23 protein-coding genes and 2 pseudogenes are annotated in these 25,953 nt (G+C 38.4%); 9 read left to right on the top strand and 16 right to left on the bottom strand.

Annotated features, from left to right (window positions below; genetic code table 11):
* Positions 1-108: 108 nt before the first annotated feature.
* The 5 genes and pseudogenes from IQ247_RS23145 to IQ247_RS23130 form a co-directional block, all read right to left on the bottom strand.
* Complete coding sequence (locus tag IQ247_RS23145) at positions 109-1,182, bottom strand: AAA family ATPase (protein ID WP_228059977.1); 1,074 nt, start codon at positions 1,180-1,182, stop codon at positions 109-111.
* A gap of 267 nt (positions 1,183-1,449) precedes the next feature.
* Positions 1,450-2,829, bottom strand: a complete 1,380-nt coding sequence (locus tag IQ247_RS23140; RefSeq protein ID WP_193923602.1) for an MATE family efflux transporter — start codon at positions 2,827-2,829, stop codon at positions 1,450-1,452.
* Between the two features lie 132 nt (positions 2,830-2,961).
* On the bottom strand, positions 2,962-3,339 hold the full coding sequence (locus tag IQ247_RS23135) for a hypothetical protein (protein WP_228059978.1): 378 nt from the start codon (positions 3,337-3,339) through the stop codon (positions 2,962-2,964).
* 15 nt (positions 3,340-3,354) lie between these two features.
* Positions 3,355-3,525, bottom strand: a pseudogene (locus IQ247_RS33665) (TetR/AcrR family transcriptional regulator); the annotation flags it as partial.
* 169 nt (positions 3,526-3,694) lie between these two features.
* Entirely contained in the window at positions 3,695-3,835 is a 141-nt protein-coding gene (locus IQ247_RS23130) for a hypothetical protein (RefSeq protein WP_193923599.1), read from the bottom strand.
* 82 nt (positions 3,836-3,917) lie between these two features.
* On the opposite strand from IQ247_RS23130, the gene IQ247_RS23125 reads away from it, so the two are divergent.
* The 4 genes from IQ247_RS23125 (at position 3,918) to IQ247_RS23110 (ending at position 7,962) form a co-directional block, all read left to right on the top strand.
* Positions 3,918-4,391: a type II toxin-antitoxin system VapC family toxin gene (locus IQ247_RS23125; RefSeq protein ID WP_193923597.1), complete on the top strand. Its 474-nt coding sequence runs from the start codon at positions 3,918-3,920 to the stop codon at positions 4,389-4,391.
* A gap of 74 nt (positions 4,392-4,465) precedes the next feature.
* On the top strand, positions 4,466-4,621 hold the full coding sequence (locus IQ247_RS23120) for a hypothetical protein (protein WP_375341245.1): 156 nt from the start codon (positions 4,466-4,468) through the stop codon (positions 4,619-4,621).
* Between the two features lie 238 nt (positions 4,622-4,859).
* The gene (uvrA, locus tag IQ247_RS23115; RefSeq protein WP_193923594.1) at positions 4,860-7,742 is read left to right on the top strand and encodes an excinuclease ABC subunit UvrA; all 2,883 of its coding nucleotides are present in this window, start codon (positions 4,860-4,862) and stop codon (positions 7,740-7,742) included.
* Positions 7,743-7,779: 37 nt separating this feature from the next.
* Positions 7,780-7,962 carry a hypothetical protein gene (locus IQ247_RS23110; RefSeq protein ID WP_193923593.1) on the top strand — a complete coding sequence of 61 codons (183 nt, stop codon included), beginning with the start codon at positions 7,780-7,782 and terminating at the stop codon, positions 7,960-7,962.
* 147 nt (positions 7,963-8,109) lie between these two features.
* Here IQ247_RS23110 and IQ247_RS23105 read toward each other — a convergent pair whose 3' ends face one another.
* The 3 genes and pseudogenes from IQ247_RS23105 to IQ247_RS23095 all read right to left on the bottom strand — a co-directional run.
* Positions 8,110-8,511: a type II toxin-antitoxin system VapC family toxin gene (locus tag IQ247_RS23105; protein ID WP_193923592.1), complete on the bottom strand. Its 402-nt coding sequence runs from the start codon at positions 8,509-8,511 to the stop codon at positions 8,110-8,112.
* Complete coding sequence (locus IQ247_RS23100) at positions 8,511-8,747, bottom strand: hypothetical protein (RefSeq protein WP_193923591.1); 237 nt, start codon at positions 8,745-8,747, stop codon at positions 8,511-8,513. Before IQ247_RS23100 ends, IQ247_RS23105 begins: the two co-directional genes overlap by 1 nt.
* Positions 8,748-8,757: 10 nt before the next feature.
* Positions 8,758-9,090, bottom strand: a pseudogene (locus IQ247_RS23095) (DNA cytosine methyltransferase); the annotation flags it as partial.
* Between the two features lie 324 nt (positions 9,091-9,414).
* On the opposite strand from IQ247_RS23095, the gene IQ247_RS23090 reads away from it, so the two are divergent.
* Complete coding sequence (locus tag IQ247_RS23090; protein ID WP_228059976.1) at positions 9,415-9,993, top strand: TVP38/TMEM64 family protein; 579 nt, start codon at positions 9,415-9,417, stop codon at positions 9,991-9,993.
* Here the strand turns inward: IQ247_RS23090 and IQ247_RS23085 are convergent.
* From IQ247_RS23085 to IQ247_RS23070, 4 genes are all read right to left on the bottom strand, one after another.
* Positions 9,986-10,672: a diacylglycerol/polyprenol kinase family protein gene (locus tag IQ247_RS23085; protein ID WP_193923588.1), complete on the bottom strand. Its 687-nt coding sequence runs from the start codon at positions 10,670-10,672 to the stop codon at positions 9,986-9,988. The genes IQ247_RS23090 and IQ247_RS23085 overlap by 8 nt on opposite strands.
* Positions 10,673-10,711: 39 nt before the next feature.
* Positions 10,712-11,146 carry a C6orf136 family protein gene (locus IQ247_RS23080; RefSeq protein ID WP_193923586.1) on the bottom strand — a complete coding sequence of 145 codons (435 nt, stop codon included), beginning with the start codon at positions 11,144-11,146 and terminating at the stop codon, positions 10,712-10,714.
* 78 nt (positions 11,147-11,224) lie between these two features.
* Positions 11,225-12,379 (bottom strand): glycoside hydrolase family 10-like protein, encoded by a 1,155-nt coding sequence (locus tag IQ247_RS23075; RefSeq protein ID WP_193923585.1) that lies wholly within the window; start codon positions 12,377-12,379, stop codon positions 11,225-11,227.
* Positions 12,380-12,410: 31 nt separating this feature from the next.
* Positions 12,411-13,229, bottom strand: a complete 819-nt coding sequence (locus IQ247_RS23070) for a DUF1206 domain-containing protein (RefSeq protein ID WP_193923584.1) — start codon at positions 13,227-13,229, stop codon at positions 12,411-12,413.
* 297 nt (positions 13,230-13,526) lie between these two features.
* On the opposite strand from IQ247_RS23070, the gene IQ247_RS23065 reads away from it, so the two are divergent.
* Entirely contained in the window at positions 13,527-14,621 is a 1,095-nt protein-coding gene (locus IQ247_RS23065; RefSeq protein ID WP_193923583.1) for a serine hydrolase domain-containing protein, read from the top strand.
* Positions 14,622-14,686: 65 nt separating this feature from the next.
* Here the strand turns inward: IQ247_RS23065 and IQ247_RS23060 are convergent, their stop codons facing one another.
* Together IQ247_RS23060 and IQ247_RS23055 are read right to left on the bottom strand one after the other, a co-directional pair.
* Positions 14,687-15,898, bottom strand: coding sequence for a hypothetical protein (locus IQ247_RS23060; RefSeq protein ID WP_193923582.1), 1,212 nt, complete (start codon positions 15,896-15,898; stop codon positions 14,687-14,689).
* Between the two features lie 41 nt (positions 15,899-15,939).
* Positions 15,940-17,274: an APC family permease gene (locus IQ247_RS23055; RefSeq protein WP_193923581.1), complete on the bottom strand. Its 1,335-nt coding sequence runs from the start codon at positions 17,272-17,274 to the stop codon at positions 15,940-15,942.
* A 1,132-nt stretch (positions 17,275-18,406) separates the two neighbouring features.
* Between IQ247_RS23055 and IQ247_RS23050 the strand changes: the two genes are divergently transcribed.
* The gene (locus tag IQ247_RS23050; RefSeq protein WP_193923580.1) at positions 18,407-20,998 is read left to right on the top strand and encodes a GAF domain-containing protein; all 2,592 of its coding nucleotides are present in this window, start codon (positions 18,407-18,409) and stop codon (positions 20,996-20,998) included.
* A gap of 73 nt (positions 20,999-21,071) precedes the next feature.
* Here IQ247_RS23050 and IQ247_RS23045 read toward each other — a convergent pair whose 3' ends face one another.
* Complete coding sequence (locus tag IQ247_RS23045; protein WP_193923578.1) at positions 21,072-22,151, bottom strand: glycosyltransferase family protein; 1,080 nt, start codon at positions 22,149-22,151, stop codon at positions 21,072-21,074.
* Between the two features lie 169 nt (positions 22,152-22,320).
* On the opposite strand from IQ247_RS23045, the gene IQ247_RS23040 reads away from it, so the two are divergent.
* On the top strand, positions 22,321-22,962 hold the full coding sequence (locus tag IQ247_RS23040; protein WP_445974531.1) for a response regulator: 642 nt from the start codon (positions 22,321-22,323) through the stop codon (positions 22,960-22,962).
* A 63-nt stretch (positions 22,963-23,025) separates the two neighbouring features.
* On the opposite strand, the gene groL is transcribed toward IQ247_RS23040, so the two are convergent.
* Positions 23,026-24,699, bottom strand: coding sequence for a chaperonin GroEL (groL, locus tag IQ247_RS23035; protein WP_193923577.1), 1,674 nt, complete (start codon positions 24,697-24,699; stop codon positions 23,026-23,028).
* A 157-nt stretch (positions 24,700-24,856) separates the two neighbouring features.
* Between groL and IQ247_RS23030 the strand changes: the two genes are divergently transcribed.
* Complete coding sequence (locus IQ247_RS23030; protein WP_193923576.1) at positions 24,857-25,936, top strand: MraY family glycosyltransferase; 1,080 nt, start codon at positions 24,857-24,859, stop codon at positions 25,934-25,936.
* The last annotated feature ends 17 nt before the right edge of the window (positions 25,937-25,953 follow it).

The following is a 25,953-nucleotide window of genomic DNA, read 5'->3' as shown; positions in this document are numbered from 1 at the left end:
CGCTGACTCCCTCTCTATCAATCCTGCGGATTGAATTGGTCGGAGGTCGCGTTAATTTTAACCGCCTTATATCTCACCACTGAACGGAGTACCGTTTCAGTGGGAGGCTTACGGCAAAATAGCTAAAACACGGGGAATAACTTCGCGGTAAATTGGGTTAGCAATCACCAGTCCACCAGCAGGATCGCGTCGCAATAATCCTAAATCGAGTAAATATTGACGGTCATCGTTGGGGGTATCGGGTAATGCTTGTCCGGATAAAATCGGCTCAATGATGGCTTTAACTCGTTGTTCTCTGAGTTTTTCTGCTAAGGAATCCAAATGAGTATCTTGACGAGCAATTAATATTTCCTTGGCTTGTAAAATATGTTCTTTAGTAATAGCAATACTTCTATCCTTAACCATTTTTTCCACAACTTCCTTGGCAAGCGCATTAACTAACCAAGGTTGTCCCTGAGTTAAATCAAAAGCTGTTGCTGTGGCTTCCGGAGTAAAAATTTGTCCAGTTTCTTCTGTATGTTGTTGGTATAGTTCTGCAACTTCTGCGGCGTTAAAATTTCTCAGTGTAATAGAACTAACTTTAATATTAAAAGGACTGGATGTATTTAATCTATCACTACCACCGGATGCAACTTTGTAATCTCGCACATCGCGTAAACCGATTAATCCTACCGACGAGGGGAAATTTTCTGGACGACTGCGATAACCATCACGCAACTGTCGCAAAACAGAAATCAAGGTTTCGTCTTGTAAAGAGTCAATTTCATCGATAAATACTACTAATGGACGGTTGATTGCGCGTGACCAGGCTCTTAAATTTTCGCCAATTCTTTGCCCAGGAGCATTATAAACCCAAGTAGGGGGTTGTAGTTCGGTCGGCAGGTAATCCTCAATTGTATTTCGCCAAGCGCCCAAAATAGCTAATTCTGCGGCACTAGGGTTATTGTTAAAAGCGCTTCCGACCTCCACTGATACCATTACTGCTGCATAACGTCCAATTGCAGTTAATTGTTTAGCAAGTGCTAGCATTGCCGTGGTTTTACCCGTTTGACGCGGTGCATGAACGACAAAATAACTTTCTTGTTCAATCAACATTGACAAATCGGGGAGACGACTGGTTGCGGGTAGCATATAGTGTTTTTCTGGTTTACACGGACCTGCAATATTGAACCAGCGAGACATGGGATAAGGGAGATAGCGGACACTTTGAGTTTAGACGATTTTGGGGTTGCGGATTTTTCTTTGTTTAAGCTTTGTGGGAGTAAGCTAGTACTTGACCACATTAATTTTAAGGGGTAACAAAGGTTCGTAGTAGCGCTAAAGTTGTCTGCGGGGGGTGATCGTGGACGTTAGCTTGCTCCCGTTATACAGGAGTTTACCGAGATTTTGACGAAAAAGCGTCACATGGTTAAGCCGAACGAGGATTGAAATAAAGTAATGAGTCAGTAATTAAGCAGCAGGAAGCGATTTTTTATTCAACATAATTCTCCAAAATCGCCAGAGATACGCGATCGATGCTGCTGCAAATCCTACGTAGGTTCCAATCCAAACGCCGACTCCAGACAAGGCAGTATGAAATCCCAGTAGATAGCTCGTTGTCAAGCCAATGCCCAAATAAGCTACCGTTCCAAGCAGCACTGGAATTCGAGTATCTTGCAAACCTTGCAAAACACCATTTGCTGTTCGTTGTATGCCATCTAAGATGAGTCCAAAAGCAGCGATCTTCATGATCGAAATGCTGATATTTAAGGCGTTTGCATTTGCTGGATCATTGAGTTCGAGATACAATCCGACGATTTGACGAGGATAAGTGAACAGCACGATCCCAGTAATCAACATAAACGATGCTGCCAACCCAATACTCACGAATGCCGCTTGTCTGATCTGTTTCCAATTTCGTTGACCAAACCATTGTCCGACGCGAACGGTTGCGGCATAAGACATGGCTAAAGGAACCATAAACAAGACGATTACGGTTTGTGACACGACTTGGTGAGCCGCCAGGACAGGGGTTCCCAGTGCCCCCATGAAAAAGCTAGCTGTTGTGTACAATCCGTACTCTAATACAGCAGCAATGCCAATGGGTCCGCCTACCCAAAGTAGCTGTTGGAGAATTTTTGGCTCCAATCGATGGAGAGATTGGAACAGCGAATATTTATGGAGTGGTTTGTGCCAAAGCATATAAACGAGCAACGACAAAAACATAATCCAATGAGTACCCATACTCGCGATCGCCAACCCTGTAATTCCCAGTTGTGGAAACCCAAATTTCCCAAAGCCTAAGACATAGTTACCCACAATGTTAAACAAGGTTGCAGCAACCACGATGAACATCACCGGACGTGCTTTGGAGAGTGCAACAATACAACCTCTGAGCGCGGCAAATGCGATCGCTGGAAACAATCCCCATGCCATTATGTTTAAGTAAGTATCTGAGAGAATGACCGTTGTTTCAGCTTGTCCAAACTGGCGCATTAATCCATCCAGGTGAGCAATGATTAGCATTCCTGGAATCGACAACAGTAGCGCAATCCACAAGCCTTGACGAGTTAATTGACCAATTTGTTGAGTTTGTCTGGCTCCAGACGCTTCTGCAACCAACGGACTGACACCAGAGATCAATCCCACTCCAGTCATCATGAATGCCATAAAGATGATTGCGGCTAATCCACCTGCTGCAAGTACGTCTTGCCCCAGCCAACCCATCATCACGGTGTCCACAAACCCAGTTCCAGCTTGAGCAACCTGGGCACCTGCAAGGGGAACAGCCAATTTGAGAAATTCATGGGCTTCTGCTTGAATGCTGAATCGATTTGAAATACCTTTCATGACATTGAACTCAAGTACTAGAGTAGCTAAATGCGGTATGACGAACTTTCTCTAGAGGAAACCTCTAGAAAAACAAGCGCTCGAAACAATCCGGCAAATGCCGAACAGAGATGAAAAATTTGACAGAATCAGTTAAGGCTGTGCCAGTTTCAAGACAGCTTGAATGACTTGCGATCGCAAAGGGTCTTGTAAAGGCGCAAAATTGTGCAAATGGGTTAACCATAAGCCGTCCATTGCTAATCGAATCACCGTAGCAACTTCGGGATCGAGTCCGCTAGAAATGATCTTGGTATGGCACTCTTGCCAAAAATCCCGCATTGGCTTCAACAATTCAGGATTGGTAAAATTCGCTGCCAACAAGTTAAAGTGAAGCTCGTAATTTTCTTGATCGTCGAGCGCCGACGCTCGGACATAAGCTCTAACCCAGTGTCCTGGAGTATTGGGTGCTGGATCTTGTGCTAGTTCATGGTGCAATGCTTCAACGAACTTATCTAACGCTTGCTGAACCATGCCAGCTATCAACGTCTCCTTGTTCGGAAAGTGATGCAATAGTCCACCTTTACTCACGCCTGCTTCGCTAGCAACCGCATTTAAAGTGAGCGCGTCAACCCCCTGACTGACGACTACTTTATTTGCAGCCGCTAGCAGTAAGCTGGGCTGGATGGACTTTGAGCGAGGTCTTTTTACAGAAACCATGAACTTCAAACCTATAGATAGTAGAACTCTCACTGCCTAAATTAGGAGTGAATCTTAAAAAACCGTCTAGTTGGTCGGGTATTCATAATATACCGTCTGGTTGGCCGGATGTCAAACTAACAAGTCGCTGCACCGGAACGCCGAAAGCGAGTCGGTTAGGTTACAAAGGTTATCTGCGTCCGCTTAACTTAGCCGTTGCTCGACTTTCATTACCTTTTGTATCGCGAACAGTAATTTGGTTTTGGGCGAAATCAATATCTTTAACCTGTAGGAGAATCGGTCGCCCATTCAGTTCAAAGAAGTCGATCATAGCAGGATTGTAGCGATCGACCCATACCAAAACAGCAAGCCTTGAATTAAGTTAAAATCAAGAAGCGTTCGATCTGCTGTGTATGATTGAAACCGTATACATTGAAACAAGTATCTTAGGCTACCTGACTGCTCGATCCAGCCGGGATATTGTTGTGGCTGCCAATATTGAGATCACAAGGGAGTGGTGGGATACGCGCCGCAGTGACTTCCAACTCTACGCCTCCCAAGCAGTGATCAAAGAAACTTCTCAAGGAGATGCTGCGATTGCATCTCAACGCCTCAAAATCATTCGCAGTCTTGCCTTACTTGACTTGAACCAATTTGTGCTTGATTTAGCAGAACAATTCTTGGGGCGCAGTAATCTTCCGGCAAAAGCTGATGTTGATGCAATTCATATCGCAGCCGCAACGGTTCACGGCATGGACTATCTGCTGACGTGGAACTGCAAACATATTGCCAATGCCCAAATTCAGAGGAAATTAGCACAGATCAGTTTTGATTTTGGCTACGAGTTGCCGATTCTTTGTACACCCTATGAACTGCTTGGAGTTTAACCATGTATAACGATGAGATTGTCGAAGAGATCCACAAAATTCGTGAAGAGTACTCTCGATCATTCAATCATGATTTGAAAGCCATCTTTGCTGATTTGCAGAAGCACCAAGCCGAATGCGGTAGAGAGGTTGTCAGCTTGTCACGAAAACGCGATCTAACAACACGTTGGGGCGGACGGGCGAAAAATCTTGGTAGTGATGCAAAGGATACTAGCTGCCGCTCAACTTAGCCATTCGGTTACAAGTCTTACCTCGGTTGGGAAAGTAGCTTGATGCTGCTTGCATCATTTTCCCAACAAAAAAATGAAATCAAGTGTCACAAAGTTATGAAGCAAGCGGCTAGGCGATCTTCCTGCATCAGATAAAGCCTACTGTCATTCCCCCAATTAAGTACGATTGTTCTACCATAACAACAGTAAGGATAGTATTATTAATGATTGTCCCTTGCCGCCCTCACTCCCTGCTGATATGTCAGAAAATAAGTTAGCTGCATCCTTAAATGGACAACTTCCTAAATCTAATAATCAAAATACAATCCGTATTCGCGGTGCTAGGCAGCATAATTTAAAAAATGTTGATTTAGAAATACCAGCGCGTCAGTTAATTGTTTTTACTGGTGTTTCTGGCTCTGGTAAGTCTTCTTTGGCTTTTGATACGATTTTCGCTGAAGGACAGCGTCGTTATGTTGAGTCCCTGAGTTCTTATGCTCGGCAGTTTTTGGGACAAATGGATAAGCCGGATGTGGAAGCGATTGAAGGTTTGAGTCCGGCAATTTCTATCGATCAAAAGTCAACTTCTCATAACCCACGTTCTACTGTGGGAACTGTTACCGAAATTTACGATTATCTGCGTCTGCTGTTTGGTCGAGCTGGTGAACCCCATTGTCCCATATGCGATCGCTCTATTGCTCCCCAAACTATAGATGAAATGGTGGATAAAATCATGGAGTTGCCGGAACGGACTAAGTTCCAAATTCTGGCTCCGGTGGTTCGCGGCAAAAAAGGTACCCACGTTAAATTATTATCTAGTCTTGCTTCTCAAGGTTTTGTCCGAGTTCGCATTGATGGAGAGGTGCGTGAACTTTCGGACTCAATTGAATTAGATAAAAAATATACTCATACTATAGAAGTTGTTATTGACCGCTTAATTAAAAAAGATGGAATTGAAGAGCGTTTGGTTGATTCACTTTCTACGTGTTTAAAGCAATCTAGCGGCATTGCAGTAATTATCTATACTCCACCTGATGCAGAATCAACTAACCAAGACCAAGAATTAGTATTTTCCGAAAACTTTGCTTGTCCGGAACATGGTGCGGTAATGGAAGAATTATCGCCGCGTTTATTTTCCTTTAATTCACCTTACGGTGCTTGTCCCAATTGTCATGGAATCGGGACATTAAAACGATTTTCTGCGGATTTAGTAGTACCCGACCCCCAAGTACCAATTTATGCTGCGATCGCGCCTTGGTCTGACAAAGATAATTCCTATTATTTGGAGCTACTTTACTCTCTGGGACAGGATTACGGCTTTGAGCTACAGACGCAGTGGCAAAATTTGACTCCGGAACAGCAGGAGATAATTTTACAAGGTGAAGAGAAAGCACCGGAATCGGAACGTAGTAAGAAATTTAAAGGTGTGTTACCGATTTTACAGCGCCAGTATGAAGGTGGTTCGGAGTTAATCAAGCAAAAATTAGAGCAATATATCATCGATCAACCTTGTCCGGTATGCGATGGCAAAAAGTTGAAACCGGAAGCTTTAGCGGTAAGATTGGGACAGTACAGAATTTTAGATTTGACCGGAGTTTCGATTCGGGATACTCAAGAAAGAATTAATAATTTGCAGTTGAGCCAGCGTCAATTTCAAATTGCAGACTTGGTATTACGAGAAATCAAAGCGCGGTTGCAGTTTCTTTTGGATGTCGGTTTGGATTACTTGACTTTAAACCGCACTGCGATGACGCTTTCGGGTGGTGAAGCGCAGCGAATTCGTTTAGCAACTCAAATCGGTTCGGGGTTAACTGGGGTGCTGTACGTCTTAGATGAGCCGAGTATCGGTTTGCACCAGCGCGACAACGGTAGATTACTGCAAACTTTATTTAGATTGCGGGATTTGGGCAACACTTTGATTGTGGTAGAACACGATGAAGAGACCATCCGGGCTGCTGACCACGTTGTTGATATCGGTCCGGGTGCGGGTATTCACGGAGGACACATTGTTGCTCAAGGTGATTTACAAGCATTATTAGATGCAGAAAATTCCTTAACTGGTGCTTATCTATCGGGAAGGAGAGTAATTGCAACTCCTGCACAGAGAAGAGAAGGAAATGGGATAAATTTAGTTATTCAAAACGCCCATTTAAATAACTTGCGTAATATAGATGTAGAAATTCCTTTGGGTAAATTAGTTACAGTAACGGGTGTTTCTGGTTCGGGTAAATCAACTTTAGTCAACGAATTACTTTATCGGGCATTACAACACCATCTGAGTAAAAAAGTGCCGATGCCCAAAGAAATAGATGGTATAAAGGGATTGAAAGCGGTTGATAAAGCAATTGTAATTGACCAATCTCCCATCGGTAGAACTCCTCGTTCCAACCCAGCGACTTATACGGGTATATTTGATGCGATTCGCACGGTATTTTCCGAAACCATCGAAGCCAAAGCACGGGGTTATAAACCGGGACAATTTTCGTTTAACGTAAAAGGTGGACGTTGCGAAGCCTGTGCAGGACAGGGTGTCAACGTAATCGAAATGAATTTTTTACCCGACGTTTACGTACAGTGTGAAGTTTGCAAAGGTGCTAGATATAACCGCGAAACGTTGCAGGTTAAATATAAAGATAAATCGATTTCCGATGTTCTCAACATGACAGTTGAAGAAGCATTAGAATTTTTTATCAATATTCCTAAAGCTGCGAGCAAACTGCAAACTCTCGTAGATGTCGGTTTGGGATACGTACAACTCGGACAACCAGCCACAACTTTATCCGGTGGTGAAGCACAGCGAGTCAAATTAGCCACAGAATTATCCCGTCGTGCTACCGGGAAGACACTTTATTTAATCGACGAACCGACAACGGGATTATCATTTTACGACGTACATAAATTATTAGATGTACTGCAAAGATTAGTAGATAAAGGTAATTCAATATTAGTTATTGAACACAACTTAGATGTCATTCGTTGTGCGGATTGGGTAATAGATTTAGGCCCCGAAGGAGGAGATAAAGGAGGAGAAATTATTGCTGTGGGGACTCCGGAAGATGTAGCGAAGAATGAAAAATCTTATACGGGGAGGTATTTGAAGCAAGTATTAAAGCAGTATCCGGTTGTGGCTGCAAACAACTAAAATAGGTATTTTATATTTAATAAGGAGACTTGTATTAATGGAATTTATTTGGTCAGATTCTGGAGACAATAACTCCGCAGAGACATTGATATGGAAATGTTTGAAAGGAGCTTTAGTGAATGATGAAGGAATTTGTTATCATCGTTATCCAATATTTTCGGCAGACAGATCCAGACGAGAACCTGACATTCTCATGCTTCATAAAAACTGGGGATTATAGGTAATAGAAACAAAAGGTTGTCAAATTAATAATATTGAAAGAATCAACGGCGCAGTTTGGGAAATGAAAGACTGGCATTCCACTCAGGAAACACCTTATACTCAAGCCGAAGAGTTGAATGCGATCGCCATTCTTAAAACTCTACCTTTACCAAATAATACTGATTCCAGAGGAAGTAATTTTATTATCTTTACTAATTAAGGGTAAACTCAAATGCTTTGCTGTAGCTGCAATAATCCGATCTGGCATATCAGGGACAATATTCCGTGGTATTTTAGCCAATGAATCAGCAACACCAGCAGTAAGATTCGCTAGAAGCAATCCACTAATCTCAGTTGCCAAAGCAGTATCAAGTTGGGCTTTCATTACTGGTGAAATCCGTCCTTTTTCTTGTAAATAAACAATTTCTACCAGGCAAATTGTAGGAATATAAATTAATAATTCGCCTTTGTCGCATTTATTAAAAACCTCATTTGCAGCAGTACTTAGACGTGGACTATCCTCTAAATACCAAATTAAAGCGTGGGTATCAGTGACTGCATCCGACATCAAATATCCTCATGCGGAAAGTTACTCCACATTTCTTTTCTAACTTCATTAATATCTGATTCAGTAACATTAGCACCTTGCCAAATTCCTCTCAACGATTGTCGTGGTTTGGGTTGAATATTTGTTAATTCTTTTTCAATTTGAGGTGCAATTTGTTCGATTAAACGTACTTTATCTACCAAGGAAAGTTGTTTGACCAATTTTAAGGTTGCTTCTAAAGTAACTGTTTCTTCCATTTTCTTTACCTTAGCCTTTCTCAAAGTCTATCATATTTGGCTCTAATTGAGGAATTGCTGTACTTTCAAGATATTCAATGATTGAATTAGCAACATACTCGGCTAATTTGACTGGTACTGCATTACCAATCATTTGTTCTAAATCTGTTTTTGATTGATTTTCAATATCAAAGTTAAAGTTTTTAGGGAATGTTTGTATATAGCTTCTTTCAATTGTCGTCAGGGGTCGAATTTCCTTGATTAAAGAACTTGCATCTGCTTGATGTAACTTATATGTTTTTGGTATTGGTCGATTAACACCCCTAATAGTAGGGCTTGGTAATAATATTTCTGATCTCTTCTTTTCTAATTCTCGGTGTTCTTAGTTCTGGAGATGCCATGTAAGCATAAGTTTACTATAATTGCGCTTTAATTCTGAGATTTAGAGTTGCAAACTAATATTTTATAAAACAATTTATTATCCGCTTATCGTATATTTATAAAGTACAGACTTGTAACAAAAATATTTACTATCATATAACCTCACTACTTCTGTATCATGCTTTACCTAATTTTTGACTTCTGGTTACATATTCAGTCCTGACACTAAAAGTAGTAAAATGAAATTATATAACGAAACAACAAATTATTAGCACAAATTTAAATTAAACTTTAAAGAAATAGTGTAATGCAATTTACATCAAACTTAAAAAAAATTTTCATAGCAGCCTTCTTCGTAATTATTTTATATTTAATAATGGCATTTGCCTTACAAACTATAGGTTTAGACAACGCTCAACTATTTATCAAACAAACTGGAGTATGGTCTCCTTTAGTATTTATAGCTTTATGTGCTTTAAGTTTAATTATTGCACCTTTAAGCGGAAGTTCCCTATTTGTAATCGGTGGAACTTTATTTGGTAGACATAATGCTTTCTTACTCAGCTACATAGCTACTATTATTGGATGCAGCGCTAATTTTTGCATATCTAGAAAGTTTGGACGGAAAGTTGTTCAAAGATTCATTGGAAAAGCTAATTTAGATGAATTAGATAAATTTATCAATAGATTTAAAAATCATCGCAGTATCTTTTATATGATAATTATTATGCCTCTTTCCCAAGATTTAATAAGCTACGCGATTGGTTTAACTAAAATTAAATATCCTCACTTTTTAATTGCTTTAATCTTGAGTAGTACTATCGTTGTTTCTGGATATGTGTATATTGGTTCGAGTATATTAGAAACCTTAATTCAATCTAAATAAAGATTAAAGCGGTTGATATTACCGTAGTTGGAATCAAAATATTATCAATTTCTTTTGGACTACAAGCTTCCACTACCGTAGCAATTATAGATAATAGTAAAATCCGCATAATATTCAATTCAGTTGGAATAATTAACCAAACGAAAAACATACTAGCAGCGAAAGCAGCGATAAACATTGATAGGGTTCCTTCCACACTTTTAGTGCTAAGTACTTCATATTTCAATTTACCGTAACGAGAACCGATAATCGGCGCAATTCCATCTCCCCAACCAAGAATTGCGATCGCAATCACCCCAGGAAAGGTTTTGTAAAATAAAGTACCGCAAATAGTTGCTACAATTACAAAATATAAAGGTCCCTTAAGAAGCTCGTTTTTATCTCCGTTACGAGTCATGGTTTTCACAGCTTCGTCTTCATTATCAGCGAATAAACCTTTTTGGATCAAAAGTACTACCCAGACGACAAAAATAGTCACATTCAGATATTTCGACCAGTGTGAATCATTATAAAGCGCCAAAAACCCAATTAACGAGCCTGCACCAATATGAGTAATTTTCCGGCTAATGTCTGGAGCTAAATTCAAGCGGGTTACGCAGAAATTCATCACTGCAACAAGTCCGAAAACATAAACAAATGTCAACGCTGTGACGATTAGATTTTGTAAAAAAGGAGTCATTAACTTAAAGTTAGCTTGAATTTATCATACCGTTTTTGACTAGCTTTTAGTTCCCTGACGGAAAAATTGACGTAAAATCTCGCTGGGTTTTCTATCCCAAGTATCAATATGTTCGTATATCAAACCATCTTGATTTAATTTATAATTTGAATTGCCGTTAAAGAAAATCTTTGCTTTCCAAGGAACTCTTAATGTACCGCGTACAGTCCACTGTGCAAAAATTGTAGTTTCATCCAACTGATAGACATCATGCAAATCAAAGAATATCTCTGTAAAAAATAACCCAGCATGAAACCTTAAAGTCCAAAAGATAATTCGATAATTAAATTTCCATTTAAATTTATTTACTGGGTCTTTAAATAAAATATCATTTGTATAAATATCGTAAGAAATATCTTTCTCAAACAAAGTTGGTAAATCATGTTTAAGAATTTGGATATTTTCTTCTACCTGCGATTTATATTCTAATTGCATAACTCATATTCTCTCCCCATTCTCTTACTCTGTGTCCTCAGCGTCTCTGCGGTTTTTATAATTCAGATATCATAAAAATCAAAACCAATTTCTAAAAAACGCAAACAAACCCTTCTTCTTAACAACAACTTCTTCCCTAATCCCATTACCCCCATGCAAATCTTCCAAACTAGGAAATGCAGCAGACTGAGCATAATAACCATTCCGCAACACCTTGGCTAAAGCATTATGATTATCTCGCAAACCTTCATAAAAGAAAAACACTTCCCCTTGAATACCACAGGTACGATTGTATTCAATTACCTGCGTCAAATAGCCGGAATTAATATTATAAGAACCCAACTTGATTAAAACTCCCGGTGCAAGCCTTCTTCTTGTGTTAGCCGTAAACTGTTCTTTTACTAACTTATCAATAATACTTTTGTAACTATTAAAATCGCGGCGATAAATTTGGGGATGAATAATATCTACTAACCCTTTCTTCAACCAAGTTTGTGAATCTTGTAAATATTCCTTCAATGCCCAATCATGGATATTTGGAGCCATAGATACTAATAGATTATTATTTATAGCTTTAACTTCACCATATAAACGCGCTAAAAAATCAGTTAAAATATTAGCACGCCATTGTAACCATTGACTATCTTTAGGATTTTGCGGAGGGTTTTTACCGAATTCTTGCTGATATCGTTGTACAGTAACTTTATCATAACCACCTTCACAAGGTAGAGCAGGTAAACGGTCATCTCCTTGAATACCATCAACATCATAATTATTAACAACTTCAAGTATTAAACTTAATACAAAATCCTGTACTTCAGAATCAAGAGTATTAAGCCATTCAAAACCATTTTTATTCAACAAATTACCTTTACAATCTCGTGCAGCCCATTGAGGTTTTTTAGCAAGTAACATTCCTCCATTGGAATTATAAGAACTAGCAAAGCCATATTCAAACCAAGGAATAACTTTTAAATTTACTCGATGTGCTTCGTCAATTAGTTCCGCTAAAACATCTCTTCCTTGATATTGCGGATTGATTTCCACACCAAAATTTTGCTGCATTACCCTAGAAGGAAACTGCGTAACTGCTTTATTCCACACCACAGGGAACACAACATTAAACCCTGTTGCGGCTAGAAAATCCATTGCTTCAATGATATTATCGCGAGAATCAAAAACTTTACTCCCAGTAGTAGTTAACCAAACACCGCGTATTTCAGTTAGAGACATTTATATATATTTATATACATTTAAAATAATATTACATATTAGGGTCAAGGCGACGATAACGTGCTTGAACTAGCATATATACACCATAAGCGATTAAACCCAAAGCGACTATCGCCAACAGCCAAAGTCCGTAAGGTTGAGCTGCTAAGGTTTCCAATACTTCACCAAGTCCACCAACTTGACTTGCTTGAGCCATATAGGCTGCTTCAATGACAAACCAACCGATTAAAAAGAATACAATACTTCGTGCTGCCAAACCAAATCTACAAATGCCTATAACCCATTGACGTTCTGTATTACTTAAGTCTGACAAATATAATTTTCTCTGAAATTTTGCTCTAAAAGCTTTATATAAATAATAAAATGCCAGTGCAATTACACACGCACCAATGGTTCCCACTAACCACTGTCCGAAAGGTTGATTTAGCAAACGAGCAGTCCAATCTTCTTTACTATCACTATTACCACTACTCGAACTTCCCATAATAATTTTTACCGCAGTCCAAGCTAAACCAGCATAAGCCAAGCCATTAGCGGCATAAGTAAGCCTTATTGCAATACCTTTAAAATCATTACCCTTATTTTCTGGATCATTAATTGCTTCCACAAAACGCCATATTACATAACCGATCAAACCAATCGCAACCAAAGCAAGTAAAATTTGACCAAAAGGCTGACGTACTATTGCTTGCAAAGCTCCTTGGGTATCGGTAGTTTCTCCTCCTCTACCAAAAGCCGCTTGTAACGCAAGCAGTCCCACAATAATATAAACTGCTCCTTTTGAAGCATAACCAAACCGTGCCAATCTTTCAATCCATGCTGCGGGTTGGTGTGATATCTGCTGTCTCATAGTTCGATAAGCAATAACTATTATTTATCTACCCACATCAAACAACAACAAACATCTATCTTCAGAACAATCCAAAGTATAGATATTTTGATCAAAAGTTTTCAAATAAACAAAGATAAATGTAATAGGTCTTAACAATACTCTGAGTTTTCCGCGTCTGCGGCAGTTAATTATTAATTTTAGCTATTCAGTACTTTCCCAACAAAATTGGTTGCAAAATTTTTTTTATCATGTTTATCAGAAACTTTTTTATCTTAATTAAATTCTAATTTAATAACACCATTTAAAAACATTACAATGTCTCAAATATCCCGCAGAAAATTATTAAAACAAAGTACAACTGCTTTGATTAGTCTTTCTTCTATCGGCTTACTTAACTTACTTGCTAATTCTACTTCCGCAGCAGAAACAGTAATTAGCAACTTAGAGACACAAATTCCCAGATTAATGCAAAATGCCTTAATTCCAGGAATTTCTATAGCGATGATTCGGGATGGGGAATTATTTTGGCATAAAAGCTTTGGAGTCACCCACAAAAATACCAAAAAAACCGTTACTAACGAAACTATTTTTGCTGCTGCATCTTTGACTAAACCATTATTTGCTTATGCAGTATTAAAAATGGTCGAACGAGGAGAAATTGATTTAGATAAACCGTTAACAGAATATACCGATAAACCATTAATTTCCGACTCTAGAATCAAACTTGTAACTGCCCGTAGAGTATTATCTCATACTACTGGTTTCCCCAATTGGAGCGGCGAAAAACCCGTGTGGATAAACAATACTCCGGGAACAAAATTTGCTTATTCAGGAGAAGGTTTTTTATATTTACAAAGCGTAGTTGAAAAAATTACCGGACAACCTTTAGAAGCATATTTACAACAGCAAATATTAAAGCCTTTGGGGATGAATCGTAGTAGTTTAATTTGGCAATCTGAATATGAAACAATTGCTAGTTACGGACACAATCGTCAAAATCAACCTAAACCAATGAGTAAGCCAAAAACTGCGGGAGCCGCAGGAAGTTTACGTACCACTGCTTCCGAATACGCTCAATTACTCATTGCAATGATCAAACCGGGAACAATTGATAGTAATAATTTAACCGAAGCGAGTTTACAGCAGATGTTAACTCCTCAAATCAAGCTGAGTAATTCTCTAGATTGGGGTTTGGGTTGGGGATTAGAAAAAACGGATCAAGGTAACTTTTTTTGGCATTGGGGGGATTTAGTTACTTTTAAAAGTTTTACCGTAGCTTCTAAAAATTTACAAACAGGAATCGTAATTTTAACTAATAGTCAAAACGGGTTAAGAGTGTGCGAAAATATTGTTGAAAGAGCTATCGGTGGCAAACATCCAGCATTTAAATATTGGATGATTGATTATTAAATATATTTTGTTAAAACCAATAACTAATGTAGAGACGTAGCACTGCTACGTCTCTACATCTAATATTATTTAGGTTTAGTAGAAGTTAACTGTTTAGTTTCAGCTAACATCAAATTTGATTGATTTACGGCGAATTGATAACCTATACCAAAATCTAAGGGCTTTATGGCTTTATTGCTTACATAAACCTGTCTCAAATCTGATTGATAACTATTACTAAATAAACCAATTGGACGAGTATAAGCACCATAAAATTTTAAATCCCATTTGCCATTATCAAAAGATTTCAAAGGCATTCCAGAATCATCTTGTAATAGATGGCTGCTCTTAGCCAAAATGGTATTTCTAATATTTGAAAAGCTGTCGTTGTACATTAAATAGGAAGCTGCTTTCAAATACGTAACCGGATTTTCAAGTTTAGTTACGAATTTTGTTAACTCTGGATGCTTCTTCAAACCATCATTTGATAAATCTGTCGAGAAATAATACAAATTACGAGGAACTGAATCTCCTTCGGGAACAAAAGTAATTTTTACACCTGGAACCATACCTTCTTTAAATTGTTGAATACTAGCACTTTTATCCAGTCCAATATATTGCAAATCAAGAATACGATTGTTAGTACGTGCCATAAATATGTACAAAATCGGTAAAACTCCTTGCTTTTGCAAATCAACCTTCATATCGTTGGTGCGGAAGAAGCTAAATTGCAAAATTTCTGATAAAGAACTTCTTGCTTTACTTAATGCAGTATTACTTTCGTTTGCAGAAAGTTTTGCAAAATCTGGAACACTACCTACTGGTTCTAAACCTATTAAAACCATCTCCTTAGCTTGAGGAAATAAAGAATAACTATAGAGAAAATCTGGTCCACTGAAAGGATAAAAAACAGATGGAGATTTCGCATTAATCTCTTTTAATTCAGTCGCAGTCCATTTTCTTACCTTTGCTAACTGTTGATTTTCTAACTTAGACCAAGCATTTTTATAGTAATTTTTATGGGAACTCCAACCTTGATTTTTTTGTACTTTTGCTAAAATACTTTGACTATCAACTTCTATTCCTGCAAGCAATTTTGCAGTATCCGTTAATTGAGCAGATTTTGCTTTGTCAAATTTTGATAATGGGTCTACAGATGTAGTTGGTTCAGCTTTTTTAATCGCATTATCTGTATTATAGTTAGCGTTGATATTTTCGCTATAACTACAACCTTGTAATAACAAAAATGCGCCAATACTAGTACCTAAAAAGCTAGAAAATAATTGATGATTTTTCATTGTTTTAGAGAAGATTTTTCCAAGTTATTCAGAGATTGAACTTATTCCGATATTTCCTCAACTGAAGACCAGCCCATCTTCTTTTTCGCAGCAAAGAAATAGACAATCAAACCAATAGCTACTGTTCCCAATCCAGTTAAAGATTCAACTGGTTTATCGATCAAGATAAATATCAACATCCATAAACTAATTGCTAAAAACACAATTGGTGTAAAAGGATAACCCCAAGTTTTATAAGGTCGAGGTGCTTCGGGATATCGCAAACGGTAAACAAAAATGCCTAGAACTGTAATAAATGAAGATAATGTTAGGGTAAATCCTAAATAAGTAATCACTGCTTGAAAACTTGATGTCAAGATTAAAACAATAACAATAAATAACTGTAAAAGGATTGCAAAATATGGAATTCCGCTGCTATTTTTTCTCGCAAGTAGTTTAAATAAAGGAATATCTTCACCAATTGCTTGAGTAACTCTTGGACCCGCTAAAACCATCGAACTAATTGAAGATATTAGTCCAAAGGAAATCAGTATACCCATTACTTTTGCTCCGAAAGAACCAAAAATTTGATTAGCAGCTATATACCCAACTTCTAATTCTCCTACTAACTTATTAATTGGTGTTGTATGCAAAAATATAAAGTTTAATAGTAAATACAACCCCATTACAATTAAAGTTCCAGCAATTAAAGAACGAGGTAAATTCTTTTCCGGTTCTTCTACTTCGCTAGCTAAATAAACCGCTGCATTCCACCCTGAATATGAATAGGTTACGTAAACTAATGATATTGCAAAAGGAGAACTGAAGATTAAATTAACATCTCCCATTGATGGTAAAAATCCTAACTGTTGAGGTTCTGCTAAAAATAAACCACAAACAATTAAAATGACAATTAACAAAACTTTTAAGATAGTAAATATCTGTTGAAAATAGCTACCAAATGCTTTATTTCTACTATGAATTAAAGACACAAAAATAACTACACCTAACGCAATAGCTGTAGAAGAAATTAACGGAAATACACTTTTAAAATATGCTCCCAAAGCCATAGCTGCGGCTGCTATTGGTGCTGCAAAACCTACTGTTACTGATACCCATCCAGATAAAAAACCTACCACTGGATGATAAATACGGGATAAATAGTAGTATTCCCCACCAGAATAAGGCATTGCTGCACCTAATTCACTGTAACTTAAAGCACCGCACAAAGCGAAAATTCCACCTACCATCCACAAAAATAAAAGCGTGAAACCAGATTTGATATCCACTACTTGAAAACCCAAGCTAGTGAATACACCTGTACCTATCATATTGGCTACCACAATACAGATTGCAGTAAACAAGCCAATTGTTTTTTTTTGCTGATTTACAGTCATGCAATTTAAGTAAAAATACTCAATTATATTACTTTAAACAACTTAATTTTTAACTCAGCAAATCCTTAGATGCCATCCTGGTAAATGCTGATATTTATATAAAGTAAATTTATGATAATTCTAATATTCGGCATTTATTCAGTAGTAATTCTTGTATACAATGTATTAAATAGTTTATGCTTTATTACTATTAAGGACTAGATGATCGCAAAATCATCAATACACTTATGTTTTATAATACTCAGTAATAAAACGTAATAAGTACTTAGGATTACTTTTTTCTCGGTAGGAGATTACCGATTAAAAAAAAAATCTCCCCCATGAACAACTTTTCAAGCTAGAGCGCTAAGGGAAGAGGTGAAGAGAGAAGGAACTAAATATGATGAAAATGACTGATGATTTTTTCTGCTCTAGCTGTTAATTTTAGATAAGTTGTGGGAATACTATAAATATATAGCAATCCTAAATCATATATGAAAATTTAGATCCCCGACTTCTTGAAGAAGCCGGGGATCTGAACACCGTGATTTCGATACATACAAATAAGATTGCTATAGTTCTGTAGAAATTACAATTCTACTATTCAATGCCGAATGTCAGAAAATATTGTGACATTAAAGTTAACTTAAAAAATAAATTAATCAAAAACAATATAGTATTGCGTTTAGAATTTATTAATTCTTCTGTATTCTATAAAGTAGCTCTTTAAATTTTCACAGATAATATAAATAATTTTATACGAAATTTTCAAAAACAAAATATGATTAATCTATTTAATTACATGATGATTTGATAATCATATATTTATGCAATTTTTAGCATGAAAAATAGATTGATTACTGATGATATTTATTTAGGTATCTTCGAGGATGACGTTTTCTTTGATGAAAGATTAAAATATTAATAATGCTCTTATTTAATTAGACCTCTTGTCAAAAATATTTTTTACATATTAATTGCAGGGTAAAGATGAAAAAGGGTTATATCTAGCGTTTATCTCTTTTTTTGGGGTTTTTAGCAGTTTTTTGTCAGAAGTCTATTTTGTTAAAAGCAACTTTTAGTTAGAATGCAGGCGGATTTATCACCTGCAAAGAATCAAATAATAAAACAAATTTTATCTCCAAAGGCAGTTATGTCAGTCTACCAAACTAGTCGCAGTCAAGCCGCTGATTTAATTATTAGCGCGAATAATCCAGCGGAGCGTGACTTAATTCAAAATTCGGCTCGATTGGATGCTCTAGGTCATCAACAGGAAGGAACTATATCGAGTTTTCTTGCTCCTTTAACCCAAGATACTTTTAAACAAGTTGTTAAAGACGTAGAGCATAAATTGCAGATTGTTAATCAAACCTTGTCAATGTTGGATTCTAAAGGGTTTGAAGCAATTTTACAAGAAATGTTGCAATCTATCACTCTCAAAACTGGGGAGTTATTAGGTGCTGATAGAACAACAATATTTCTGTTAGATGAAGAGAAACAACAGCTATACACAATTGTTGCTGAAGGAGAAGGAAAACGTTCTTTAGAAATTCGCATACCAGCAAACAAAGGTATTGCTGGTGAAGTTGCGACTTATAAAAAAGTTGTCAATATTCCCTTTGATTTTTACAACGATATTCGTTCTTCTTTTGCAAGAGAACATGAAAAAAGAACGGACTACCGTACTTTTACAATGCTGGCTTTACCTTTGCTCAACGAAGAGGGTAAATTGATTGCGGTAGTGCAGTTATTAAACAAGTTAAAACCAGATAGTAATATTGAAGCTCCTTTGTGCGAACGCATCGATATTAGGGGTTTTACTGATGCTGACGAGCAATTATTTCAAGAATTTGCACCATCTATCGGCTTAATTTTGGAATCATCCCGCTCCTTTTATGTAGCGACTCAGAAACAACGAGCTGCTGAAGCTTTGATGAAAGCAATTAAATCACTTTCTCAAAGCAGTCTCGATTTAGAAGAAACACTCAAGCGGGTGATGAATGAAGCCAAACAACTGATGAACGCAGATCGTTCTACTTTATGGTTAATAGATCGCGATCGCCAAGAATTATGGACTAAAATTACCTTTGGTGATGGTTCAACAAAAGAGTTGCGTGTACCGATGGGTAAGGGTTTTGTTGGTCAAGTTGCCTCAAGTGGGAAAATATTAAATATCCCGTTCGATTTATACGATCATCCCGATTCCGATACTGCTAAACAAATAGACCAGCAAACAGCTTATCGTACTTGTAGTTTACTGTGTATGCCAGTATTTAACGGCGATCGCGAATTAATTGGTGTAACTCAACTCGTAAATAAAAAGAATAAAACCGAATTTCCCCCCTACAACCCCGAAAATTGGCCCCAAGCACCCGAATGTTTCCAAGCTAGTTTTGATCGTAACGACGAACAGTTTATGGAGGCTTTTAATATACAAGCAGGTGTAGCACTGCAAAACGCTCAATTGTTCGCGACTATCAAGCAACAAGAACAAATGCAGCGCGATATTCTCCGCAGTCTTTCTAATGGTGTGATTTCTACTGATAGTAAAGGCTACATCCTTGCTGCTAATGAAAGCGCTTTACGTTTGTTGGGATTAGAAGCAGAAGAACGCTTAGAAGGCAAATTAATCAACGATATTATCAATATCAAAGAAAACGACTTTGATAAATGGTGTCACGATGCTTTAAATGTTAATAACGATCATAAATTACGCGAGCAATATTATCCCGACCGTACCCTTCTCACTCATCAAGCTCTAGAAAATAGTATTAACTTGTCAATTAATACCATCGCCGATGCCAGCGACAATCGACAAGTCCGGGGTGCGCTGGTAGTAATGGATGATATCAGCGACGAAAAGCGGCTCAAAAGTACCATGTATCGTTACATGACTCAGGAATTAGCCGAAGAATTACTCAAATTAGACGACGCAAAATTAGGTGGCGATCGCAAAGAAGTTTCGATTCTATTTTCGGATATTCGCGGCTATACAACCTTAACAGAAAACCTGGAAGCAGAAGAAGTGGTAGGTATGCTCAACGAATACTTTGAGTCAATGGTAGAAGCGGTTTTCAAACATAAAGGTACCTTAGATAAATACATTGGTGATGCCATCATGGCTGTATATGGTTCCCCTTTACCTTTACAAAACCATGCCTGGATGGCAGTACAAACATCCTTAGAAATGCGTCATCGTTTAAAGGAATTTAACGCTCGCCGTCATGCAGAGAATAAACAACAAATCAATATTGGTATAGGTATCAACTCAGATGTTGTTATCAGTGGAAACATTGGTTCGAGTAAACGTATGGAGTTTACCGCAATTGGTGATGGTGTAAACCTTGGTTCGCGTTTAGAAAGCATTACCAAACAGTACGGGTGTGACATTATCATCAGCGATAATACCCATGAACCTTGTAAAGATTTAATCTGGGCAAGAGAATTAGATTACATTCGTGTCAAAGGTCGCAAAGAACCAGTATCAATATACGAACTGATCGGTTTACGTGAAGATAACCTCGATGGTAACAGACTAAGTGCGATCGAGCATTACCACAAAGGGCGGGAATACTATATCAATCGTCAATTTACTTCAGCTAAAAACCAATTCGCGAAGGTGTTGGAAATCCATGAACATGATAAAGCAGCAATCGTGCATCTAAAACGCTGTCACCATTGGCTGGAAAATTCTCCATCTGATAGTGAATGGGATGATGGTGTGTGGACTTTCAAAGAAAAGTAATATTTTACTAATTAATAATTACAATCAGAAGTCGGGTTTTTAGCGTCAAAACCTGACTTTTCACTCCAGGAATTTACTGCAAAAAATCCACCACAGCTTGAGCAATAACTTCATTGCCATTAATCGCGATCGCTTTTTGAGAGCGTGGTGCTTCTAATGGCTGCTTGAGAAATTCCCAGGAACTCTCAAACAGTTCCGAGGGAGTCAGAATTTGATGATAATTATAATCGCATATACCTTCTATGAGAAAAGCTGCTTCCGCAAAATTGTCTCTAGTAACTGAAACAATCGGCACCCCTAACTTAGTTGCTTCCGAGAATGTACCGAAGCCAGGTTTAGAAATTACTCTCCCACAAATTGGCATAAAGTCAACGGGACGAGTTCTTATATCTTGAACTTTGATTAAATTGGGTAAATCTGGTGCTGATTTATCAAAAGTAATAAATTGCCAATCTGGAAAATAAACCAGATTTTCGTAGGGTAATTGCTGTAACCCCAAACCACCAAAGCTAAGCAAAACAGTCTTTTCAGCAGATGTAGTTATTTCCCATTGGGATTTGATTTGATCAGCATCAAAAACAGGAGAACCACCAGTTAAACCGACATCAGTTATATTATTCTCAAATGCCTGCATCGGTTCGTGAAAAGGAAGACGAAAAAGGCGATCGCACTGGGAGTAACATTCCCCAATCCAATCGGCAACGTCAATAAAATCACCACCCCAATCTCGGTAAATAAAATCCCAACCAAAATTACTGATCATCCAACAAGGAACATTAGCTGCTTTCCCAATTTCGGCGGCTAAGAAGGGAATATCAGCTAAAATTAAATTAACGCGATTCTGATGAATAAAATCAACTTCGGAAGCAATAATAGAACGATGATTCTTTTTAATTTCTAATAATTTTTCTAAAGTAGCTTGTTTATCCATTTTCAAGCTATCAGCCTGAACAACCCCCAAATCGTAAGCACGGGGACGATGAATAAAATCACCTTTGATATAGCATTCCAAGAGCCAACGCGGTGCAGTTGTCACCAGAATTAACAAGACTTCCGGACACAACTGTTGAATAGTCGCTGCCACCGCAGCAGTACGAGTTGCGTGTCCGAAACCGTGATTAGTAATTGCAATATATAAAATAGGACGTTGCATATTTGGGAATGGAGCATGGAGTATGGGGCATAGATGGCAATTATGCTGCTTTTACCCTTTAATACTTTATATGCTAGTGACGCTTCTTCGCAGCCTCTCCGTAAGGTGGGTAAAAATCCCCCACCATAGTGATCACTGATAACTGTTAACTGTTAACTGATTTAATAAAATGATGATTCGGCTATTGTTAGCAGATGACCAACCTTTATTTCGCCAGGGATTAGCATCTTTGCTTTCCTTGGAAGAAGATATTGAAATTGTCGGACAAGCAAACCACGGCAATGAAGCGATTTCTTTGACTCAACAATTACAACCCGACGTAATTCTCATGGATGTGCGGATGCCGATTTGCGATGGAGTAGCCGCAACCCGCGAAATTCACCAAAAGTTCCCTTGGATTAAAATTTTAGTACTAACGACCTTTGATGAAGATGAATATATCTGGCAATCTTTACAAGCTGGAGCCTTGGGTTATCTGCTCAAGAATACTCCCGCACCTCAGCTAGCCGCAGCAATTCACGCCATACATCAAGGTCATTCTCAACTAGGACCAACTATTGCTCCCAAAGTTTTTGCTCAGTTGCGTCCACCAATTGCAGTAAAAGAAAACGATACTCACCACAATTTAACCGAAAGAGAATTAGAAGTGTTAACTTTAATTTCCCAAGGAAAAAATAATCGAGAAATTTCTCAAATTTTATATTTGAGCGAAGGAACCGTAAAAAACTATGTTACCCAAATTTTAGGGCGACTCGGATTAAGAGATAGAACCCAAGCCGCCCTATGGGCTAAAGAGAATTTGGGAATTTAGTTATTAGTTATTAGTTGTCAAAATTATTAACTCTTAACTCTTAACTCCTAACTCCTAACTAAATTACATCATCCCCATTCCTCCCATTCCTGGCATACCCATGCCGCCCATGCCGCCCATACCGCCCATGCCACCCATGTCGGGGACACCAGCACCTTTGGGATCTGGTTTTTCTACTATCAAAGCTTCGGTAGTTAGTACCATTGCAGCAATGGAACCAGCATTTTGCAAAGAGGAACGTACAACTTTAGCAGGGTCAATAATTCCCGCAGCAATTAAATCTTCAAACTCGCCGGTAGCTGCATTATAACCAATGTTAAGTTCGCTCTCCTTAACTCTGGAAACAATAACTGAACCTTCGACACCAGCATTCTCTGCGATTTGACGTAATGGTGCTTCTAAGGCTAACGCTACTATATCGGCACCAATTCTTTCTTCTTCGCCAAGACTCTTTTTGATTTCGGCTATTTTCTTAATTAGGTGAATCAAGGTAGTACCACCACCGGGAACGATACCTTCTTCTACGGCTGCTTTTGTTGCATTTAATGCATCTTCAATCCGTAATTTACGGTCTTTCAGTTCGGTTTCGGTTGCCGCACCAACTTTGATTACAGCAATACCACCCGCTAATTTGGCGATACGCTCTTGTAATTTTTCTTTATCGTATTCAGAATCGGTTTCTGCTAATTGTTTGCGAATTTGACCAATGCGCTTTTCCACATCAGCTTTCAAATCGCCAGCAGCAACAATGGTGGTGTTTTCTTTGTCAATTTCGATTTTGCGAGCGGTTCCTAACATTTCTAAAGTTGCGGTATCCAGGCTCAAACCGATTTCTTCGGAAATCATCTGTCCGCCAGTCAGAATAGCAATATCTTGTAACATCGCTTTGCGACGTTCGCCAAAACCGGGGGCTTTGATAGCGCAAACTGTCAATACACCTCTGGCTTTATTGACCACTAAAGTTGCTAAAGCTTCACCTTCAACATCTTCAGCGATAATTAGCAAAGGTTGACCGCTACGAGCAACTTTTTCCAAAACCGGCACTAAATCTTGAATATTGCTGATTTTTTTATCAGTAATCAAGATACGGGCATTTTCAAACTCTACAGTCATCCGGTCGTTGTTGGTGATGAAATAGGGAGAAGTGTATCCCCTGTCAATTTGCATCCCTTCCACAACTTCCAATTCAGTAGATAAAGATTTGGATTCCTCAACGGTAATTACACCGTCCTTAGTAACCTTCTCCATCGCTTCAGAAATCATGCTACCGACTTCTTCATCGTTACCAGCAGATACGGTGGCAACTTGCGCGATCGCACTTCCTTCGACTGGTTTAGCAAACTTGGTGATTTCCTGTACCAGGGCTTCGATGGTTTTGTCGATACCGCGCTTCAGGCTCATGGGATTAGAACCAGCAGCAACGTTTTTCAAGCCACCCCGAATCATAGCCTGAGCCAAAACTGTCGCGGTAGTAGTACCATCTCCCGCGATTTCTTTGGTTTTTTCAGCTACTTCCTGGATTAATTTTGCTCCAGCGTTCTCTGAAGGATCGGATAATTCAATTTCTTTGGCAACGGTGATACCATCGTTTACAATTTGAGGCGCACCAAATTTCTTTTCTAAAAGAACGTTACGACCTTTTGGTCCCAAGGTAATTTTGACGGCATCAGCAAGGGCGTTAATTCCCCTTTCCAATGACCGACGTGACTCTTCATTAAAGGAAACGATTTTCGCCATTTTTTAACTCACAAGCATTATCATTTTACAATTTAGCACTCACTGCTCAAGAGTGCTAACTAAACAAGCCTTTCAGATTACAGATATTTGGAACAAAAATGATTAATATACAGTTGATACTCATGATAGATACTGGCAGTAATCAAGGAATCGGGAGATGAATATATACAGTTTCCTTAAGTCTCTCGGTATTGCTGAACCAAGCGGCTCCGGCTGGTTAGCAGTAGTGTTTACATTTTTATTAGCTTTGGTTGTCACCTGGAGTTTAATTCCGAAAATTCGTAAATTTGCTTTGCGTGTAGGTTGGGCAGACCAGCCAAATGCCAGGCGTTTGAACCGAGAACCTTTACCGAATGCGGGAGGATTAGCAATTTACGCAGGAGTAATTGCCGCTGTTACCCTTGCTAGTTTATTAAGACCAATTGAATTACAAAATGTCTTAGTACAGGTTTTAACGGTGTTACTGGGCGGATCAATATTGGTTTTAGTTGGTTTTATTGATGACCAATTTGGCTTACCTCCCTTTTTCCGATTATTGGTACAAATTTTAACCGCGTTATTATTAGTTGCTAACAAAATTGGATTCGATATAACTTTTGGCACTCCCATCGATTCTACGCTCTCAACATTATTAACGGTGCTGTGGGTAGTAGGAATCACAAATGCCATTAATTTAATGGATGGTATGGACGGGTTAGCGGGAGGAGTTAGCTTTATCACGGCTATGAGTTTGCTAGCAGTTTCTGCCCAATTTCCTAATCGTGCGGCAGCGATTTTAGTTCTGGCAGCTTTGGGTGGTTCCGCATTGGGCTTTTTGCGCCATAATTTCCATCCCTCAAAAATTATTATGGGTGATGCCGGAGCCTATTTCTTCGGTTATGTATTGGCGGCAACCAGTATTTTAGGTGAGTTACAAATAACTACAGTGTTATCTATCTTACCTCCAGTTGTGTTTCTTCTACTGCCGGTACTGGATACTACTCAAGTTTTTGTGCGGCGTTTGGCAGCGGGGAAAAACCCCCTCAGCACTCCTGGAAAAGACCATTTACACCATCGTTTGTTAGCTTGGGGTTTATCTCAACGCCATGCAGCGCTTATCCTGTGGTCGATAACTTTAGTTTTTAACTGCTTCGGAATGTCTATAAGAGGGATGTCTCCCGTAGTAATTTTTACTACTATTTTCACAATTTGTATACTTTTAGCTTTTACCGTTTGGCGGAAAGTGCAAAAAGCCTGAATTAGATGGGGTTCGGG

Origin of the sequence: Plectonema cf. radiosum LEGE 06105, assembly GCF_015207665.1 — a bacterium.
In the GTDB taxonomy this organism is placed as follows: Bacteria; Cyanobacteriota; Cyanobacteriia; order Cyanobacteriales; family Nostocaceae; genus Rivularia; species Rivularia radiosa_A.
The sequence above is the reverse complement of the archived record's forward strand: the minus strand, read 5'-3'. Positions and strand labels throughout refer to the sequence as shown.

Excerpts from the sequence above, each read along its gene's own strand:
- IQ247_RS23145 (WP_228059977.1), bottom strand. The coding sequence starts at position 1,182 with ATGTCTCGCTGGTTCAATATTGCAGGTCCGTGTAAACCAGAAAAACAC.
- IQ247_RS23140 (WP_193923602.1), bottom strand. The coding sequence starts at position 2,829 with ATGAAAGGTATTTCAAATCGATTCAGCATTCAAGCAGAAGCCCATGAA.
- IQ247_RS23135 (WP_228059978.1), bottom strand. The coding sequence starts at position 3,339 with ATGGTTCAGCAAGCGTTAGATAAGTTCGTTGAAGCATTGCACCATGAA.
- IQ247_RS23130 (WP_193923599.1), bottom strand. The coding sequence starts at position 3,835 with ATGATCGACTTCTTTGAACTGAATGGGCGACCGATTCTCCTACAGGTT.
- IQ247_RS23125 (WP_193923597.1), top strand. The coding sequence starts at position 3,918 with ATGATTGAAACCGTATACATTGAAACAAGTATCTTAGGCTACCTGACT.
- uvrA (WP_193923594.1), top strand. The coding sequence starts at position 4,860 with ATGTCAGAAAATAAGTTAGCTGCATCCTTAAATGGACAACTTCCTAAA.
- IQ247_RS23110 (WP_193923593.1), top strand. The coding sequence starts at position 7,780 with ATGGAATTTATTTGGTCAGATTCTGGAGACAATAACTCCGCAGAGACA.
- IQ247_RS23105 (WP_193923592.1), bottom strand. The coding sequence starts at position 8,511 with ATGTCGGATGCAGTCACTGATACCCACGCTTTAATTTGGTATTTAGAG.
- IQ247_RS23100 (WP_193923591.1), bottom strand. The coding sequence starts at position 8,747 with ATGGAAGAAACAGTTACTTTAGAAGCAACCTTAAAATTGGTCAAACAA.
- IQ247_RS23090 (WP_228059976.1), top strand. The coding sequence starts at position 9,415 with ATGCAATTTACATCAAACTTAAAAAAAATTTTCATAGCAGCCTTCTTC.
- IQ247_RS23085 (WP_193923588.1), bottom strand. The coding sequence starts at position 10,672 with ATGACTCCTTTTTTACAAAATCTAATCGTCACAGCGTTGACATTTGTT.
- IQ247_RS23080 (WP_193923586.1), bottom strand. The coding sequence starts at position 11,146 with ATGCAATTAGAATATAAATCGCAGGTAGAAGAAAATATCCAAATTCTT.
- IQ247_RS23075 (WP_193923585.1), bottom strand. The coding sequence starts at position 12,379 with ATGTCTCTAACTGAAATACGCGGTGTTTGGTTAACTACTACTGGGAGT.
- IQ247_RS23070 (WP_193923584.1), bottom strand. The coding sequence starts at position 13,229 with ATGAGACAGCAGATATCACACCAACCCGCAGCATGGATTGAAAGATTG.
- IQ247_RS23065 (WP_193923583.1), top strand. The coding sequence starts at position 13,527 with ATGTCTCAAATATCCCGCAGAAAATTATTAAAACAAAGTACAACTGCT.
- IQ247_RS23060 (WP_193923582.1), bottom strand. The coding sequence starts at position 15,898 with ATGAAAAATCATCAATTATTTTCTAGCTTTTTAGGTACTAGTATTGGC.
- IQ247_RS23055 (WP_193923581.1), bottom strand. The coding sequence starts at position 17,274 with ATGACTGTAAATCAGCAAAAAAAAACAATTGGCTTGTTTACTGCAATC.
- IQ247_RS23050 (WP_193923580.1), top strand. The coding sequence starts at position 18,407 with ATGTCAGTCTACCAAACTAGTCGCAGTCAAGCCGCTGATTTAATTATT.
- IQ247_RS23045 (WP_193923578.1), bottom strand. The coding sequence starts at position 22,151 with ATGCAACGTCCTATTTTATATATTGCAATTACTAATCACGGTTTCGGA.
- IQ247_RS23040 (WP_445974531.1), top strand. The coding sequence starts at position 22,321 with ATGATGATTCGGCTATTGTTAGCAGATGACCAACCTTTATTTCGCCAG.
- groL (WP_193923577.1), bottom strand. The coding sequence starts at position 24,699 with ATGGCGAAAATCGTTTCCTTTAATGAAGAGTCACGTCGGTCATTGGAA.
- IQ247_RS23030 (WP_193923576.1), top strand. The coding sequence starts at position 24,857 with ATGAATATATACAGTTTCCTTAAGTCTCTCGGTATTGCTGAACCAAGC.